The organism is Auritidibacter ignavus (assembly GCF_003703835.1).
Taxonomy (GTDB): domain Bacteria; phylum Actinomycetota; class Actinomycetes; order Actinomycetales; family Micrococcaceae; genus Auritidibacter; species Auritidibacter ignavus.
In genome coordinates, this window is record NZ_RDQR01000009.1 from 75,678 (window position 1) to 89,778 (window position 14,101).

Sequence of the window (14,101 nt, forward strand, 5' to 3'; positions counted from 1 at the left end):
GACAGCGATGGTGGTTGGCAGCGGGCCCAATGGGCTCGCTGCCGCCGTGACCTTGGCCCGTGCAGGACTGGAGGTCACCGTGCTGGAAGCTGCCGAACAACCCGGCGGTGGAGCCCGCTCAGCGGAACTCACGGTGCCTGGAGTCCTCCACGACGAATGTTCCGGCTTCCACCCGCTTGCCGTGGAGACCGCCTTTTCTGCCACCGCTCGCCTGGATCGGTACGGCTTAGAATGGCGACGCCCTGAGGTGCAATATGCCCAACCGCTCGATGACGGAACCGGGGTGGCCGCCTGGCAGGATGTGGCCACCACAGCAGAGCGTCTGGGCAGTGACGGACCAATGTGGCAACGGGTCTTTGGGCCACTGTCCGAAAACTTCCCGGAGATCACCGAGGACTTTTTGCAACCGATGTTGCACCTGCCACATCACGCGTGCAAGCTGGCCCACTTCGGAGCCTTTGCCGGCATGCCGGCTACCCTGCTCGGAAAACTGTGGCACACACCTCAGGCACGCGCCCTCTTCGCCGGGGTGGCCGCCCACGCCTTCCGCCCCTTCGGCTCTCTGGCATCCTCGGCCATTGGTGTCGCCTTGGGCACCGCCGCCCACACCTACGGGTGGCCGGTGGCCGCCGGAGGATCTCAGGACATCTCGGCGGCGATGATCGCGGCACTGGAGGATCTCGGCGGGCGGGTAGAAACCGGGCTGCGCGTACGGTCCTTGTTGGATCTACCGCCAGCCGATGTGGTCATGCTCGATACCAGTCCGGCCGCCGCGCTGGAAATCGGCGGGGCGCAGATCCCATACCCAGTCCGGTGCGGGTTGCGATCCTTCCGACACGGGCCCGGAGCATTCGTGGTGAACTTTGCCGTGGAAGGTGGCATCCCCTGGCGGTACGAGCCAGCCCGGTCTGCCGGCACGGTACACGTGGGCGGGACCTATCACGAGGTCGCTACTGCAGAGCGAGAAATCCACCGCGGACGCATGCCAGAGCGCCCCTTCGTGCTCTTGGGCCAGCAGTATTTGGCGGATCCGGATCGCTCTGCCGGCACGGTTCATCCGGTGGATGCCTACGCACACGTACCGGCCGGATTCCGCGGAGATGCCACGGTCGCGATCGAGGAACAGATCGAACGGTTTGCCCCCGGGTTCCGCGACCGGATCGTGGGCCGATACGTCCGGTCAGCCCAGGACCTAGAATCCCACAACGCCAACTATGTGGGTGGGGACATCGTCACCGGCGCCAATTCAGCCTGGCAGTTGCTGATGCGGCCCCGGCCGAGTATCAACCCCTATTCGCTCGGTGCACCGGGACTCTACCTCTGTTCGGCGGCCACCCCGCCCGGAGCCGGTGCCCACGGGATGTGTGGCTATAACGCGGCCCAGTCAGCCCTGGCTGAACTCCGGCGGGCCGGCAGAATTGAGGAAAGGAGCCCGGTGCGTGGAGACCGAGATCTCGCTGGTCGGCCAGAGAATGTCTGAGCGACTCGAGGAAATCAGTTCGGAGACGACCAAAACCATCGCCCGGAACGTGGACTATCTCGACGAGCCCGAGTTACTCACGTCCTTGGCGGCCAGTGTGGAAGGCAATGCCACCACGATTGCCTCCATGCTGTGTAACGCCATCCCGCTCGAGCGAGTCCAGGCTCATCCGGCTACCATCGAATATGCTCATCGCCTCGCCCAACGGGGGATCCCCTCGGATTCGCTGCGCAGGGCCTACCACGTGGGAACGGCAGCGTTTCGTGCCTTTGTTTTTGAAGAAGTGTTGGCTTTGGATAGCCCGCCCGAAGCCAAGCTGGAAATCCAGCACTATATCGATGGGTTCTTTCACAGCTATATTGACTGGATCACCCAGGAAGTGCTGGCTGTCCACGCCGAGGAAACACGGCACCGGTTAGAAGATAGCGCTTCAGCCACCGCGAGCCTGGTCCGCCAGGTGCTGGACCAGCAGCCCGTGGCTCCCAGTACCTTTGAGGCACGCGCCCACTATCGGCTGGATCTGATTCACCGAGCGGCAATGGTTTGGGTGGATGACGCCAACCCGGGGGTGGATTCCACGCCGGCCCTGCTGACGCTGACCTCGCAGGTTGCTCGTGCCTTCGGACGTGGCACCCCGCACCTGTTTACTGCTGTTGACCGGGGATTAGCGTGGGTCTGGTTCGGGGTGGGACGAGCCCAACGACCCGACCCCGCCCAGCTTGACGCCGCGCTGGCAGAATTGCCGGGTAGCAAGATTGCCTTTGGTAGTACCGAAGCCGGTGTCGTCGGTTTTCGCTGTTCCCATGTGCAAGCCGAGGCCGCGATGCGCGTGGCGTTAGCCTCGGGGAAGACCACACCACGGGCTATGTTCTACGGCGACCCAGGTGTAGCCATTACCTCGGTGCTGGTCCATGATCTGCCGGCGACGCAAGCGTGGGTGGCCGATCAACTCCGGGGATTGTGTGAGGCCAGCGAGAACGCGGAGCGATTGCGGGAGACGCTGAGTTGTTTTCTGGCCAATGAGAGTAGCCATACCCGCACCGCAAACGCGATGAACTTACACCGCAATACCGTCCGCTACCGGGTGGAGAAGGCCATCGAGCTGCGCGGGAAACCTTTGGCCAGTACTCCCACCGATTTAGCGATGGCCCTGCAGGTCTGTGAGATCCTCGGGCTGGCCACACGACAGTTCAGTGAACAGTCCGGATGAATCGCTGGAGGTGAAGGGCCGAGTGCGGTGAGATTAGCAGTATCAGCGACTGCACCGCCGGCTGGATCAAGGCCTCTTCTGCAACACGCATGAAGGACCCATCGACGCGGAACTGAAGATTGTCGTGTCAGCTACTTCATGACTCAACGCGTGAGCTGACTGTGTATTGGTACATACTGCGCGGCGGGCCTGCTATGGCCCTTGCCGGGCTGCGCGCCATAAAACCCAATATAAATGCCACAAGCTGGCATGCGGGCTACATCGACATGTTTACTGCCAAGAGCGATACTCAACGAGACAGACCACGCAATCCTCGCGTCCTCCGCAAATTATCTCGGCACCAGTCAGGTTTTCTCATCTTCCCAAACGGGACAAGACCTGAGATACGTCACGCGTATTTCTCAAACTAATCAGAAGCAGGTACCATAACTGAGGTTCGGTACGTCATTCAGGGAAGAACCCTCCTCTGTCTACTCTTTGAGCGGAGCCAAATACATGGATGAGCCATCTACCCTGCTCACCGCAGGTGGCCTCGGGATTATTGGAGCTACTGTTGCCCTATTGATCTGGAACAAGGTCTCTCCGATTGTTGCGATGGTTCTCATTCCCATTGTAGGGGCCTTGTTGCTCGGCTTCAGCATCACAGACATTGCGGAGTTTGCGGGTGAAGGCCTATCGACAGTGATGAACGTTACTGTAATGTTCATCTTTGCGATTCTTTTTTTCGGGATTCTTTACGATGCCGGTCTCTTCGACCCCGTCATTCGCTCTCTGATCCTTGCCACTCGAGGAAAAATCATCCTAGTAACTGTCGGCACGGGTCTCATTGGTGCTGTCGCTCACCTGGACGGTGCAGGAGCGACTACTTTCCTCCTCACCGTTCCGGCTCTTCTGCCACTCTATCAAGCATTGAATATGAGTAAATATTTGCTCCTACTAATGCTTGCGCTCGCCGCGTCGATCATGAATTTGGTTCCCTGGGGAGGGCCCGCCGGTCGTGTCGTAGCAGTGACGGGAGAAGAACCACTAGACATCTACTTACCTCTCATTCCGCTTCAGGGTGTTGGGGTGGTTCTGTTAATCATTTTGGGTGTCCTGCTTGGTATGCGCGAGTCCAGGCGCATCCAAAAGCAAGTTGCTGCTGGAGAAATTCAGTTAGCAGAGGATTTCTCTATTCGATCCATTGCCGATAACTTCAGTGAACGTCAGTTGCGCGAGCGTGCCGACATCGTGTCACAAATGCGAAGCGGCAAGGCTATTTACTGGACCAATGCAATCCTTGCGCTCACTATCTTCGGCCTCATGCTGGCCGACGTTCTCCCGCCCCATCTAGCGTTCATGATTGGCGTGGCGATCGCCTTACCGCTGAACTTCAGTAGTTCAAAATTGCAGATGGAACGAATCCGTGCGCACGCGCCTAATGCGTTGATGATGGCTGCAGTCATCCTTGGAGCTTCGGTCTTCCTTGGAGTGCTTGATCAGTCCAAGATGCTGGAATCTATTGCGCTGTCTGCTCTGGCTGTCATTCCAGAAGGCCTAGGCCCAAATCTCCACATAGCAATGGGCGTACTCGGCGTGCCAATGGACCTTCTAACGTCAACCGACGCCTATTATTTCTCAGTGCTACCGCTCGTGGAGGCCACGGCTACGCAGTACGGAGTTTCATCCATTGAAACGGCCCACGCTATGATGGTCGGCAACGTCATAGGAACCTTCGTCAGTCCATTCTCCCCAGCCGTGTGGCTCATGTTAGGCCTCGCCAACGCAAACTTTGGCCAACACCTGAAATACTCCTTCTTTATCGTCTGGGGCTTCTCTGTCCTTATGCTCTTGGCTGCGATGGCACTCGGTCTCGTTGGAATTAGTTAGCCTCCAGGTTGATCAATTGCGCAAGCTTCCTGCGCTATTTTGCAACGAGCGTGACTTGCTGTCGTGATGCACATGTTCAGCCCGACTCCGAGCGCTCTGATGTAAGGGACTCTCGCGAGACATGCAATAGCTCACTTGTTGTTGGAGGCAGTGAGTGGGTGTCGTCAGGCGCTAAGGCTCGCCCAAATCACGTCAAGAGCGAGATTTCGTACGTCGGGATTTATACGAGAAATACTTTGACTGCAGACCTGGACAGATTGCCATAAAGGATACTCACAACAAGCGCCCCGTTGTCTTATCGAGGTGTCCAGTTGCTGGTGTGTCGCGTGATGATGGGGTTGCCAGCGTGCTACAGAGGCCGGCCATGTTGACGCGGAGCTAGACCTGGATGAGGCCGCTGTCTGGATTAGTAGCCTCATCGGGGCTCTATACCTGCAAGCTGCCACCCATCCCGATTTCGATCCGGCTACGCATCAGCCCCATCTGATCCGGTCTGTGCGAACTTTTCTGCGCCCACTCGAATAGTTCGAACTTTCCCTCTTCGCGACGGACAAGTCTGCTTGCAGCAAGCGGCAGGGATATTGCTGGGGCCGGTGGCAACGTCTTCCCCGGCGCGGCAGACCTCATCTCGATCCACCCCAGTGTAGTGCTTGGGTGGAGTCGATCGTAGAAGGGGTTGACGCCCTCGACCCTCTATGGTTAATTAGTGGAGTAATGAACCACTGAGGTAGTAGAGGTGGTAACCGGGGCTGTTTCCGCGATGGAAGAAAGTGGTGAGCTGATGGTGGACGGACGACCGCTGTTCGTGCAGATCGCCGAACAGATTGAGGGGTCTGTGATGGACGGTTCGCTCGCAGAGGGCGAGCGTGCTCCTTCCACCAATGAGCTTGCAACCTTCCACCGAATCAATCCGGCTACCGCAGCCAAGGGCATCAACCTGCTAGTGGGCCGCGGGATTCTTATCAAGCGGCGCGGAGTGGGCATGTTCGTGGCCGAGGGTGCTGCCGAGCGACTGCGTGAAGAGCGCCGTCAGAGCTTCGCCGACCACTACCTCACACCGATGCTTGCCGAGGCCCGCCACATCGGGCTCTCGGTGGAGAACGTCATCGAGTTGCTGCGCGAACGGGCGTAAGCAGACCACCGACAACGAGTGAGAGGAACACGATGAGCAACGTCATCGAAACGCGCGGCCTGACCCGACGCTACGGCAGCACGGTGGCTCTGCATCCCACCGATCTGACCTTCGAGAAGGACACGATTCACGGGCTGCTGGGTCGCAACGGTGCCGGCAAGACCACCCTGATGTCCATCATCACCGCCCAGGAGTGGCCCTCTGAGGGCGAGGTGAGAGTCTTCGGGCAGGTGCCGCACGAGAACGAGCAGGTGCTGCCGAAGATCTGCTTCGTCCGCGAGGACCAGAAATACCCCGACGACGCACGGGCCCATCATGCCTTCAACGCCGCCTCCCAGGCATTCGCCAACTGGGACTGGGAGCTGTGCCACCGGCTCTGTGAGGACTTTGCAGTCCCGAAGAAGACCAAGGTGAAGAAGATGTCGCGGGGGCAGCGTTCGGCGGTGGCCGTGATCATCGGCATCGCCTCCCGCGCGGAGGTCACCTTCTTCGACGAGCCCTATATGGGCCTGGACGCAGTGGCCCGCAAAGTCTTCTACGACCGGCTGCTGGAGGACTATGCCGAGCACCCACGGACCATTGTGCTCTCCAGCCACCTGATCGATGAGATCGCCCACCTGATCGAGAACGTGGTGCTGATCGACAAAGGCCGGATCGTATTGGACGAGCCCGCCGAGTCGCTGCGCGAACGTGCGGTGACCCTGGTGGGCCGTGCCGATGCGGTTCAGGAGATCGCTGCTGGGCGCGAAGTGCTGGCGCACGAGTCGCTGGGACGCATGGTGCGCACCACTGTAATGGGCGCACTGACCGATGACGAACGACAGCGGTTGCGCGAGCTGGACCTGGACGTGGTGCCGGTCTCGCTGCAGCAGCTGGTCGTCCACCTGACCACACAGACCACCGACCAGACTGCTGAGGAGGCTGCCCGATGAGCGCTGCAACTGTTTCCCCCACCGAGACCGCCACCGTCCCCCGAGCCAACAGTTTCGCCCGGGTGCCTGCCGCCTTCCGGCTGCAGTTCGCCGTTCCCACCATGCTGATCGGCGTGCCGGTCATGGTGTTCCTGATCGCCTGGGCCATCGCCCTGGGCCTAGGGGCCACCATTCATGTCATGGCGGATGAGACGATCGAGGATCCGATCTACACCGGGGCCGGCCAGGCCACCCTGTGGTCCCTGGGGTTCATGGCAGCCTATGCGGCCTCTCACACCTTCCCGTTCTCGCTGGCACTGAGCTTCAGCCGGCGTACCTTCGTCATAGGAGCTATTCTCTCCTTCGCGGCGGTCTCGGCAGGCTTCGGGCTGGCGGCCTCGCTGATGGCCTGGCTGGAACGGGCCACTGACGGGCTGGGTTTCAACACCTACGTGTTCGATCTGCCGTTCCTGACCCAGGGCGAGGGCAACAGCATCCCGCTGCTCGGCGTGGTGGCTGCCCTGCTCTGCCTGGTTGTCATGCTCTTCGGCTTCGGCGTGGTGCTGCTCTACCTGCGGCTGGGCTTGGCCCGGCTGTGGACGCTGATCCTCTCGGTGATCGTGGTGATCGCGGGTGCGGCAATACTGGTGACCCTCAACAAAGGGTGGTCGCGAGTCTGGGAGTGGCTGGTCCAACAGAACGCGCTGAGCATCTCTGGCTGGCTGCTGCTGGTGGCAGCGGTGCAGTCGGTGGTCACCTACCTGATGATCCGCAAAGCTACCTCCCGTGGCTGAGCACAGATAACTCCGCGCTGGGTTGAGGTAGCGAGAAAATCCCCCGCACGTCGAGTGGTCAGGCTTCTTGCCTGGCGCGGGCTTTCTTCCGTTCCCGGCGTTTTTCACTCGCATCAACCCCGACAGTTCCAGCCAAGTCGCCGGTAATGTTATTCATGGTCCGCGCCATGTCGAGGATGGCGTCAATACCGGCAACGAGTGCTACTGGTGCCATGGACAGCCCTGCCGTATTAACGGCCATGGTCAACATGATGATCCCTGCTCCTGGAACACCGGCAGTGCCAATGGAAGCGAGAACACCGACTAAGATCACCGAGATGATTTCCGCAACAGACAGCGTGGTGCCCATCGCGTCGGCGACGAAGACGACGGAAGCACCCACATAGATCGCGGTGCCGTCCATATTGATGGTGGCGCCCAAGGGCAACGTGAGCGAATAGGTACTCTGTGGGATGCCGAGTTTTTCAGCAGCACGGCTAGAGACCGGAAGTGTCCCTGAGCTAGAACGGGTGACAAATCCGGTCAGCATGGGTTCTTTGGCGGCCTTGAAGAATTCGAGGGGCGAACGTCTCATCGCAAGAATGAAGACGGCATACACCACGAGCATGACCACGACCGCGCCATAAATGACCAGGATGAGCTGTCCCAGTGGCACCAACGCTGAGACACCGATGTCACCGATCGCCACGGCTATCAGTGCAAAGACGCCAATGGGGGAATACTCCAGCACACCCCGAATAATCAGGAACAAGATCTCTTGCCCGGTCACGCAGATCTTGCGAATCGTCAAGGCCCCGTCGCGTATGCTCTCGTTATGGCTATCGATCAAATAGGCCAGGGCAAAACCCACGATCAGCACGACAAACATAATGGCCAAGATGTCGCCCTCGGCCAGTGCCTGGAAGATGTTCTCCGGAAAAATATTGACAAATACGTCCGCTAAGGGTGGGGCTTCCTCACCTTCTTGAGCAGCGTTCTCCGGGGCTGACAGGCCGCTCCCCGGGTTCACGAGCAGAGCTAGTCCAAGTCCAATGGAAATAGCAAAGCAGGTCGACAGCAGATAGTAGATGAAGATTTTTCCGCCAATACGACCGAGCTTTTGCGGGGTCACCGACGTAATTCCCACGATGAGCGTGGCCACGATGAGGGGAATGACCAGCATGTTGAGTAGGCGCAGGAAGATTTCGCCGAACGGCTCTAAGACCGTTGCGTCTTCGCCCCAGACCAGGCCGACGATGAGTCCAGCAAGAAGGGCTATGGCCAGTTTCCAGATCAGTGGGAAATCTAGATACCGTCTCCACCACGATTTCTTTGTGGACATCATCGACTCCTTGAAAATTCAGCCCAGGGCGCGCTACCTCACGGCGCACTGTCTCAAGGCCTGTCCTCAAGATCAATCGTCCCCGGTGCGTGACCGTCAACACCCCTCCTCGCGGTGGGTCTGGCGAGGAAGACCTGCATATATGTGCTTACAGGGATCGTACACAGCCGAAGGAATTACGTGACTCACAAGGCAAAACATGAACCAATGCTGGTCGATATCCCTTCGTGTATCTCGAGCTGAGGGTAGCGCTGGGGACGGGCAAAGCTACCCGCGGGCTTTACGGGTGAAGGCAGAGATGCCGGTGATATCCCGGCCGACGATTAGGGCCTGGATGGAGTCGGTGCCTTCGTAAGTGGAGACGACTTCCATATCGGTTAGGTGCCGGGCGACGTGGTGTTCCAGCAGTAACCCGTTGCCGCCCATCATGTCGCGGGCTTGACGGCAGATCGCCAACGCGGTGCGCGCTGTGGTCATTTTGACCAGGGAGGCCATGGCCTGGGTGAGCTGGTCTTGTTCTTGCAGTTCGGCCATCCGGGTGGTGAGTAGCTGGATTTGGGTGAGATCGGCGAGCATGGTGGCCAGTTTTTCTTGCACCAGCTGGAAAGAGGCAATCGGGGAGCCGAATTGTTCGCGCTGCAGGGCGTATTGGGCAGCGAGCTCGAAACCGGCCATCGCGTGGCCGACGGCTTCCCAGCTGGCCCCGCCCCGGGTGGCATTGAGCACCCGGGTGACGCCGGCGAAGGATTCGCAGTGCGCCAGCCGGTTCTCCTCGGGGACGACGACATTGTCGATGATGATATCGGCCTGCACGATGGCGCGTTTAGCCATCTTGCCTTCGATCGGGGTGGGCCGATATCCGGGTGGAAAGGTGCCATCAGGCTGTTTTTCGACAACGAAGGCTTTGACCTTGCCGTCGGCGACGTCCCGGGCGTAGACCACGGTGCGGTCGGCAGCGTGACCGTTGCCGATCCAGCGTTTATGGCCGTTCAGTACCCAGGTCTCGCCCTCGCGCCGGGCTGAGGTTTCGAGCGAGACCGAGTCGGAGCCGTGGGCGGGCTCAGTCAGGGCAAAGGCCCCGGTTTTGGTGATCCGAGCCATCTCGGGTAGCCAGCGTTGGCGTTGTTCTTCTGAGCCCAGCAGGTAGATCGAGCCCATGGCGAGGTTGGAGTGGACGCCGAGGAAGGTGTTGATGGACCCGTCGATGCGCCCGAATTCTCGGGCGACGATGCCGGCGCCGAGGCGGGAGAGCCCGGGGCAGCCGTAGTTGGGGATGTAGGTGCCGATCACCCCGAGTTCGGCCAACGGCTCCAGCACCGCGGTGGGTAGCTCGGCTCGCTCCCAGTGCTCATTGATCACCGGCAGGATGTGTTCGTCCCCGAACACTCGGATGCGGTCGCGTAAGTCGAGGATCTCAGGGCTGAGGCTTGCGTCGAGCTGAAAGTAATCGGCGTGGTGGATCACGTCGTGCGGTGTTGCCATGGTGGGTCCTTGGTGGCTGCTCTGAGAGCAGAGCTAGTTGGTTTGGGCTAACAAGAGGTCGCGCAATGGTTCAGGGATCGGGGTGGGGCGGTTGGTTTCGGCGGAGAGCACCACCAGTACGGCTTCGGCGTGAACGCAGGGGTGGGGCTGGCTGAGCTCGTGGCCGACGGTGAAGGAGGTGTTGCCGACCTTCGTGACCCACACGCGGGCGTCGACGGCGTGACGGTAATCGGGGTCGTCGGGGAGATAGTGCACCGGGGCAACGTAGTCGATCGTGGTCGCCCGCACCAGCCGGTAGGTGCCGGCGACATTGCCATCGGTGGAGTCACCGGTCCAGGACTGATTGGCCAGCACCCGGGCCTCTTCGATCAGGGTCAGCAGCGTGGCGTTATTGACGTGGTGGTTGAGGTCTTGGTCGGCCCAGCGCAGTTGCAACCGGGTCTGAAAAGCGTTGGAGGGGGCGCGGGATTCTGCGGGCACGAGCGTTAGCTTTCTGTGTGGTGGTGCGGGTTTTTGGGTTCGGTGGTGCGGATAAATTCCAACGCCCAGTCGTGGGAATCACCTAACTCGGGTGGCAGGTGTCGGTAGGAGATCGGGGAGCGGGAGAAACTCATCGGGTTGGCAATCACCGGCACCGTGCGCTCGGGGTTGTTCTCGTCTGTCATGGTCACGATGGGGTTTAGGCCAAGGTCCTCGGCCAGTTGCACGCCACCGTCAATGCCCAGAATAGGCCCGCAGGGTAGGCCCACGTTGCCCAAGACATCCGCCCAGTTTTCGGCGGTATCGGTGGCCAAGGCTTCTTCGAGCAAGACGCGGAGTTCTTCCCGGTTGGCGTTGCGTTGGGACATGGTCTCAAAACGGGGGTCGGTTGCCAGGTCGGGGGTGCCCAACGCGGTGACCAGACGCGAGAATTGGGCGTCGTTGCCGCAACAGATGATCAGCGGCCCATCGCTGGCGCGGAAGGGCCCGTAGGGAAACAGGCTGGGGTGGTCATTGCCCATCCGGGTGGGCACGTTGCCGGCCGCGGCATAGCCACCGGACTGATTGGCCAATCCCGATAAGGCGGAGGAGAACAGGTTCAATGCCGCGTGTTGGCCGAGCCCGGAGCGGTCTTTTTCACGTAGTCCGGCCAGGATCGCCACCGCGGCGTGTAAGCCGGTCATGATATCGAAGATGGCCACACCGGAGCGTTGCGGGTCACCGTCGGGTTCCCCGGTCAGTGACATCATCCCGGACATCGCCTGGACCAGCAGGTCGTAGCCCGGCATCTTGGCCCCGCCGGCGGTGCCGAAACCGGTAATCGAGGCGTGCACCAGGTGGGGCCACCGCTTCGCGACAGAATCGGGATCGAGTCCGAATTTTTTCAGGCCACCGGCCTTGAAGTTCTCGATGAACACATCGGACCGATCCAGCAGATCGTAGGCGGTCTGTAAGTCCGCTGCCTCGGTCAAATCCAACACCATGGAGCGCTTATTGCGGTTGACCGAGAGGTAATAGGTGGAGACCTCATTGCGCATCGGGGGTTTCCAGGTGCGGGTTTCATCCCCGGAGGGCGCTTCGACCTTGATGACGGTAGCACCCAAGTCGGCTAACAACATGGTGCAATAGGGGCCGGCCAGGACCCGAGAGAAGTCGGCGACCACCACCCCGGCCAACGGTCCTTCGGTGGGGGTACTGGAATCATGCGTTGCGGAGTGCTCAGACATCATCGGCGGTGTCCTCTACCTTGGGTCGTCGAAACAACAAATGTGGCTCAGTTCATATCTATAGCACGGGCGACTGCAACGGCGACCTATTTGACGGCCACTCAACCCGTGGTTCAACATCAGAAAGGGGAATCAACGGGCTCTTCTGCTGGGTTATGTCCGAGGCTGTTAACAATCCGAACCGTCTCCACCGCCACTTTGGTGACCTTCTGGATGAGCTCCATGATGTAGCGTGGGTTGCCTACCTCGTCGGCCCAGTCGTTGGGGTCGTTGATGATGCCGGAGGCCTTGTCCTTTTTGACCTGGTAGCGGTCGACGATCCATCCCAGTGCGCTACGCGAGCCGAGTATGTACTCATCGGCCTCGGCGGGGATATCCGAGATGGTGATGCGCTTGTTGTACCTCAGCGTGGTGACATCATTGACCTTCTTGCCTGTTTCCGGGTCTGTGGTTTTCGTCCATGCCATTTTGGTGACCCGCCAGGTTTCCCGGTCGTTTTCGTCGCCAGTGACGGTGACGGTCACAGGCCACGGTTCGACGTCCTCGTATCCCACGTGTAGTTGCATGAGCTCGCGTCCAGCGGTGGCGAAGGTGTCGAACTCCTCGCGCGAGGTAGGCGTTTCAATATGCGGCAACATCTTTTTCAAGTCCGCGGCGTAGGTCTTACGGTAGGTGGGGTCGTGTAGCTTGCCGTAGACGAAGTGGAAGATGTCATCACCAGTGATGTCTGCACCAAGGGCATCGCGGTAGATCCCCTGAATCTCGTCGGTGATGTTGTCCACGCGCACGTATCCGTCGACGACTTCGCCGATCTCACCGTACTCGCTCGGCTCGTGTTCTTGTGTCATTGCGATTCCCTCAGCAAATAAGCCGTCATCCGTCTCAACCGGTGTCCAGGTGAAGCGAGGGAAGAACTGGCCTCCGGATCCCGCTCCTGTCACATGCAAATTAGGAAGTAGATCTGTCGCGATCACGGAAAATGGTACTGCTGAACCATTACCAACTTGGTAGAACCCGATGTTGTTGTGTGCCGGGGTGGGGAAGATCGATGGGAGCCGGGAGACCCCGTAGTGCCTCATGTCAAACTGAGCGCGAAGGGTAAGTCGTGCCTCACAGATCGTGAGCGCGAGAGGTCGCGTGGCTGCAGTGTCGTGCCTCAGCTAGTTTGAGCGCGAAAACTTGGGTTAGCTGGCTTTGGTGCGGATGCCGGTGGTGCGGCGTTTTTGCCGGGCCTGGTGCTTGCTGTCGAGGTCGGCGGCGATGGTGAGGGTTTTGTCTTTGGCCAGGCTGATCAGCCGGTCTTGGTAGGTCAGGATTTGGCGGGTCAGCTGGGCTGGATTGATCCTGCGGTAGATGGCCGCTAGCTCTTCTTGTTGGGCGGTGGAGAGGATCCCGGCATCCAGCAGCCGGTGGTAGGGAGTCTTGGGTTTGTCATAGAGGCGTTTGCGCCGCCCGCTGGCGTCTTGGGTCCAGCCGGTGGGTTTTTTGGTGGCGGTGAAGTAGTTGAGTTTCAAACCCACCACCTGCCATAGGGCCGCCAGGATGGCGCGTTCATCTGCGGTGTCGTACCGGTAGTGAAACCCAAATTTTCGCACGGCGTGGTTGTTTTTGGATTCCACGGTGGCTTGATCATTTTTTTGATACGGCCGGCCCCGGGTGAAAAAGATCAACCGGTCAGCAGCCCAGTGCATGACTTCGTGCGAGGGTGTCAGATTGTTTGTGTACAGAGTCATCGATGAGAGGACATGATGATGACCATGACAGATGATCGTGTTGATCAGCCTGGTGGGGCTGATGTTGTTGCGCAGTTGAAGGCCAGTGGCGCCTTGGACGAGCTTTTCGCTCGGATCGACGCCGGTGAGATCGAGCTGACCGGCAACGGTGGAGTGATTCCTGAACTGATCAAGGAAGCACTCGAACGGGGCCTGCAGGCTGAGATGACCTCGCATCTGGGTTACGGGCCTGGTGACCGGGAGGCTAAAGCCGTCACGGACCGGCCGGTCAATGCCCGTAATGGCTCGTATTCCAAGACGGTCGCCAGCGAGGTCGGCGATATCGAGCTGACGGTGCCTAGGGATCGTGACGGGTCGTTCACCCCGCGTCTGGTGCCTAAGGGCTCGCGCCGGCTGGGCGGGCTGGATGAGATGATCATCAGCTTGTATGCCGGTGGAATGACGATCCGCGATATCCAGCATC

At 59.9% G+C, this 14,101-nt stretch carries 13 protein-coding genes; 7 read left to right on the top strand and 6 right to left on the bottom strand.

Annotation, left to right across the window (positions count from 1 at the left end; genetic code table 11):
- Positions 1–7: 7 nt before the first annotated feature.
- The 6 genes from DYI20_RS06380 (at position 8) to DYI20_RS06410 (ending at position 7,396) form a co-directional block, all read left to right on the top strand.
- Positions 8–1,480 (top strand): phytoene desaturase family protein, encoded by a 1,473-nt coding sequence (locus DYI20_RS06380; RefSeq protein ID WP_279587237.1) that lies wholly within the window; start codon positions 8–10, stop codon positions 1,478–1,480.
- Positions 1,440–2,690 (top strand): PucR family transcriptional regulator, encoded by a 1,251-nt coding sequence (locus DYI20_RS06385; protein WP_122549130.1) that lies wholly within the window; start codon positions 1,440–1,442, stop codon positions 2,688–2,690. Before DYI20_RS06380 ends, DYI20_RS06385 begins: the two co-directional genes overlap by 41 nt.
- 495 nt (positions 2,691–3,185) lie before the next feature.
- Positions 3,186–4,559 carry a CitMHS family transporter gene (locus tag DYI20_RS06390; RefSeq protein ID WP_122549139.1) on the top strand — a complete coding sequence of 458 codons (1,374 nt, stop codon included), beginning with the start codon at positions 3,186–3,188 and terminating at the stop codon, positions 4,557–4,559.
- 760 nt (positions 4,560–5,319) lie between these two features.
- Entirely contained in the window at positions 5,320–5,691 is a 372-nt protein-coding gene (locus DYI20_RS06400; protein ID WP_424923557.1) for a GntR family transcriptional regulator, read from the top strand.
- Positions 5,692–5,723: 32 nt separating this feature from the next.
- Positions 5,724–6,623, top strand: coding sequence for an ATP-binding cassette domain-containing protein (locus DYI20_RS06405; RefSeq protein ID WP_110100818.1), 900 nt, complete (start codon positions 5,724–5,726; stop codon positions 6,621–6,623).
- A complete protein-coding gene (locus DYI20_RS06410; RefSeq protein ID WP_122549132.1) occupies positions 6,620–7,396 on the top strand; it encodes a hypothetical protein in 777 nt (258 codons plus the stop codon). Before DYI20_RS06405 ends, DYI20_RS06410 begins: the two co-directional genes overlap by 4 nt.
- Positions 7,397–7,454: 58 nt before the next feature.
- Here DYI20_RS06410 and DYI20_RS06415 read toward each other — a convergent pair whose 3' ends face one another.
- The 6 genes from DYI20_RS06415 to DYI20_RS06440 form a co-directional block, all read right to left on the bottom strand.
- Positions 7,455–8,720 carry a dicarboxylate/amino acid:cation symporter gene (locus DYI20_RS06415; RefSeq protein WP_122549133.1) on the bottom strand — a complete coding sequence of 422 codons (1,266 nt, stop codon included), beginning with the start codon at positions 8,718–8,720 and terminating at the stop codon, positions 7,455–7,457.
- 264 nt (positions 8,721–8,984) lie between these two features.
- Positions 8,985–10,199 carry an acyl-CoA dehydrogenase family protein gene (locus DYI20_RS06420; protein WP_122549134.1) on the bottom strand — a complete coding sequence of 405 codons (1,215 nt, stop codon included), beginning with the start codon at positions 10,197–10,199 and terminating at the stop codon, positions 8,985–8,987.
- A 33-nt stretch (positions 10,200–10,232) separates the two neighbouring features.
- The gene (locus DYI20_RS06425) at positions 10,233–10,679 is read right to left on the bottom strand and encodes an acyl-CoA thioesterase (protein ID WP_122549135.1); all 447 of its coding nucleotides are present in this window, start codon (positions 10,677–10,679) and stop codon (positions 10,233–10,235) included.
- Positions 10,680–10,684: 5 nt separating this feature from the next.
- Positions 10,685–11,908: a CaiB/BaiF CoA transferase family protein gene (locus tag DYI20_RS06430; RefSeq protein WP_243857782.1), complete on the bottom strand. Its 1,224-nt coding sequence runs from the start codon at positions 11,906–11,908 to the stop codon at positions 10,685–10,687.
- Positions 11,909–12,024: 116 nt separating this feature from the next.
- Positions 12,025–12,984, bottom strand: coding sequence for a type ISP restriction/modification enzyme (locus DYI20_RS06435; RefSeq protein ID WP_166769947.1), 960 nt, complete (start codon positions 12,982–12,984; stop codon positions 12,025–12,027).
- Positions 12,985–13,089: 105 nt separating this feature from the next.
- Entirely contained in the window at positions 13,090–13,638 is a 549-nt protein-coding gene (locus DYI20_RS06440; RefSeq protein WP_122549136.1) for an integrase, read from the bottom strand.
- A gap of 24 nt (positions 13,639–13,662) precedes the next feature.
- Here DYI20_RS06440 and DYI20_RS06445 point away from each other — a divergent pair.
- Positions 13,663–14,101, top strand: a 439-nt coding sequence (locus tag DYI20_RS06445; RefSeq protein WP_183145606.1) for a transposase, incomplete at its 3' end; no start/stop codon positions are given.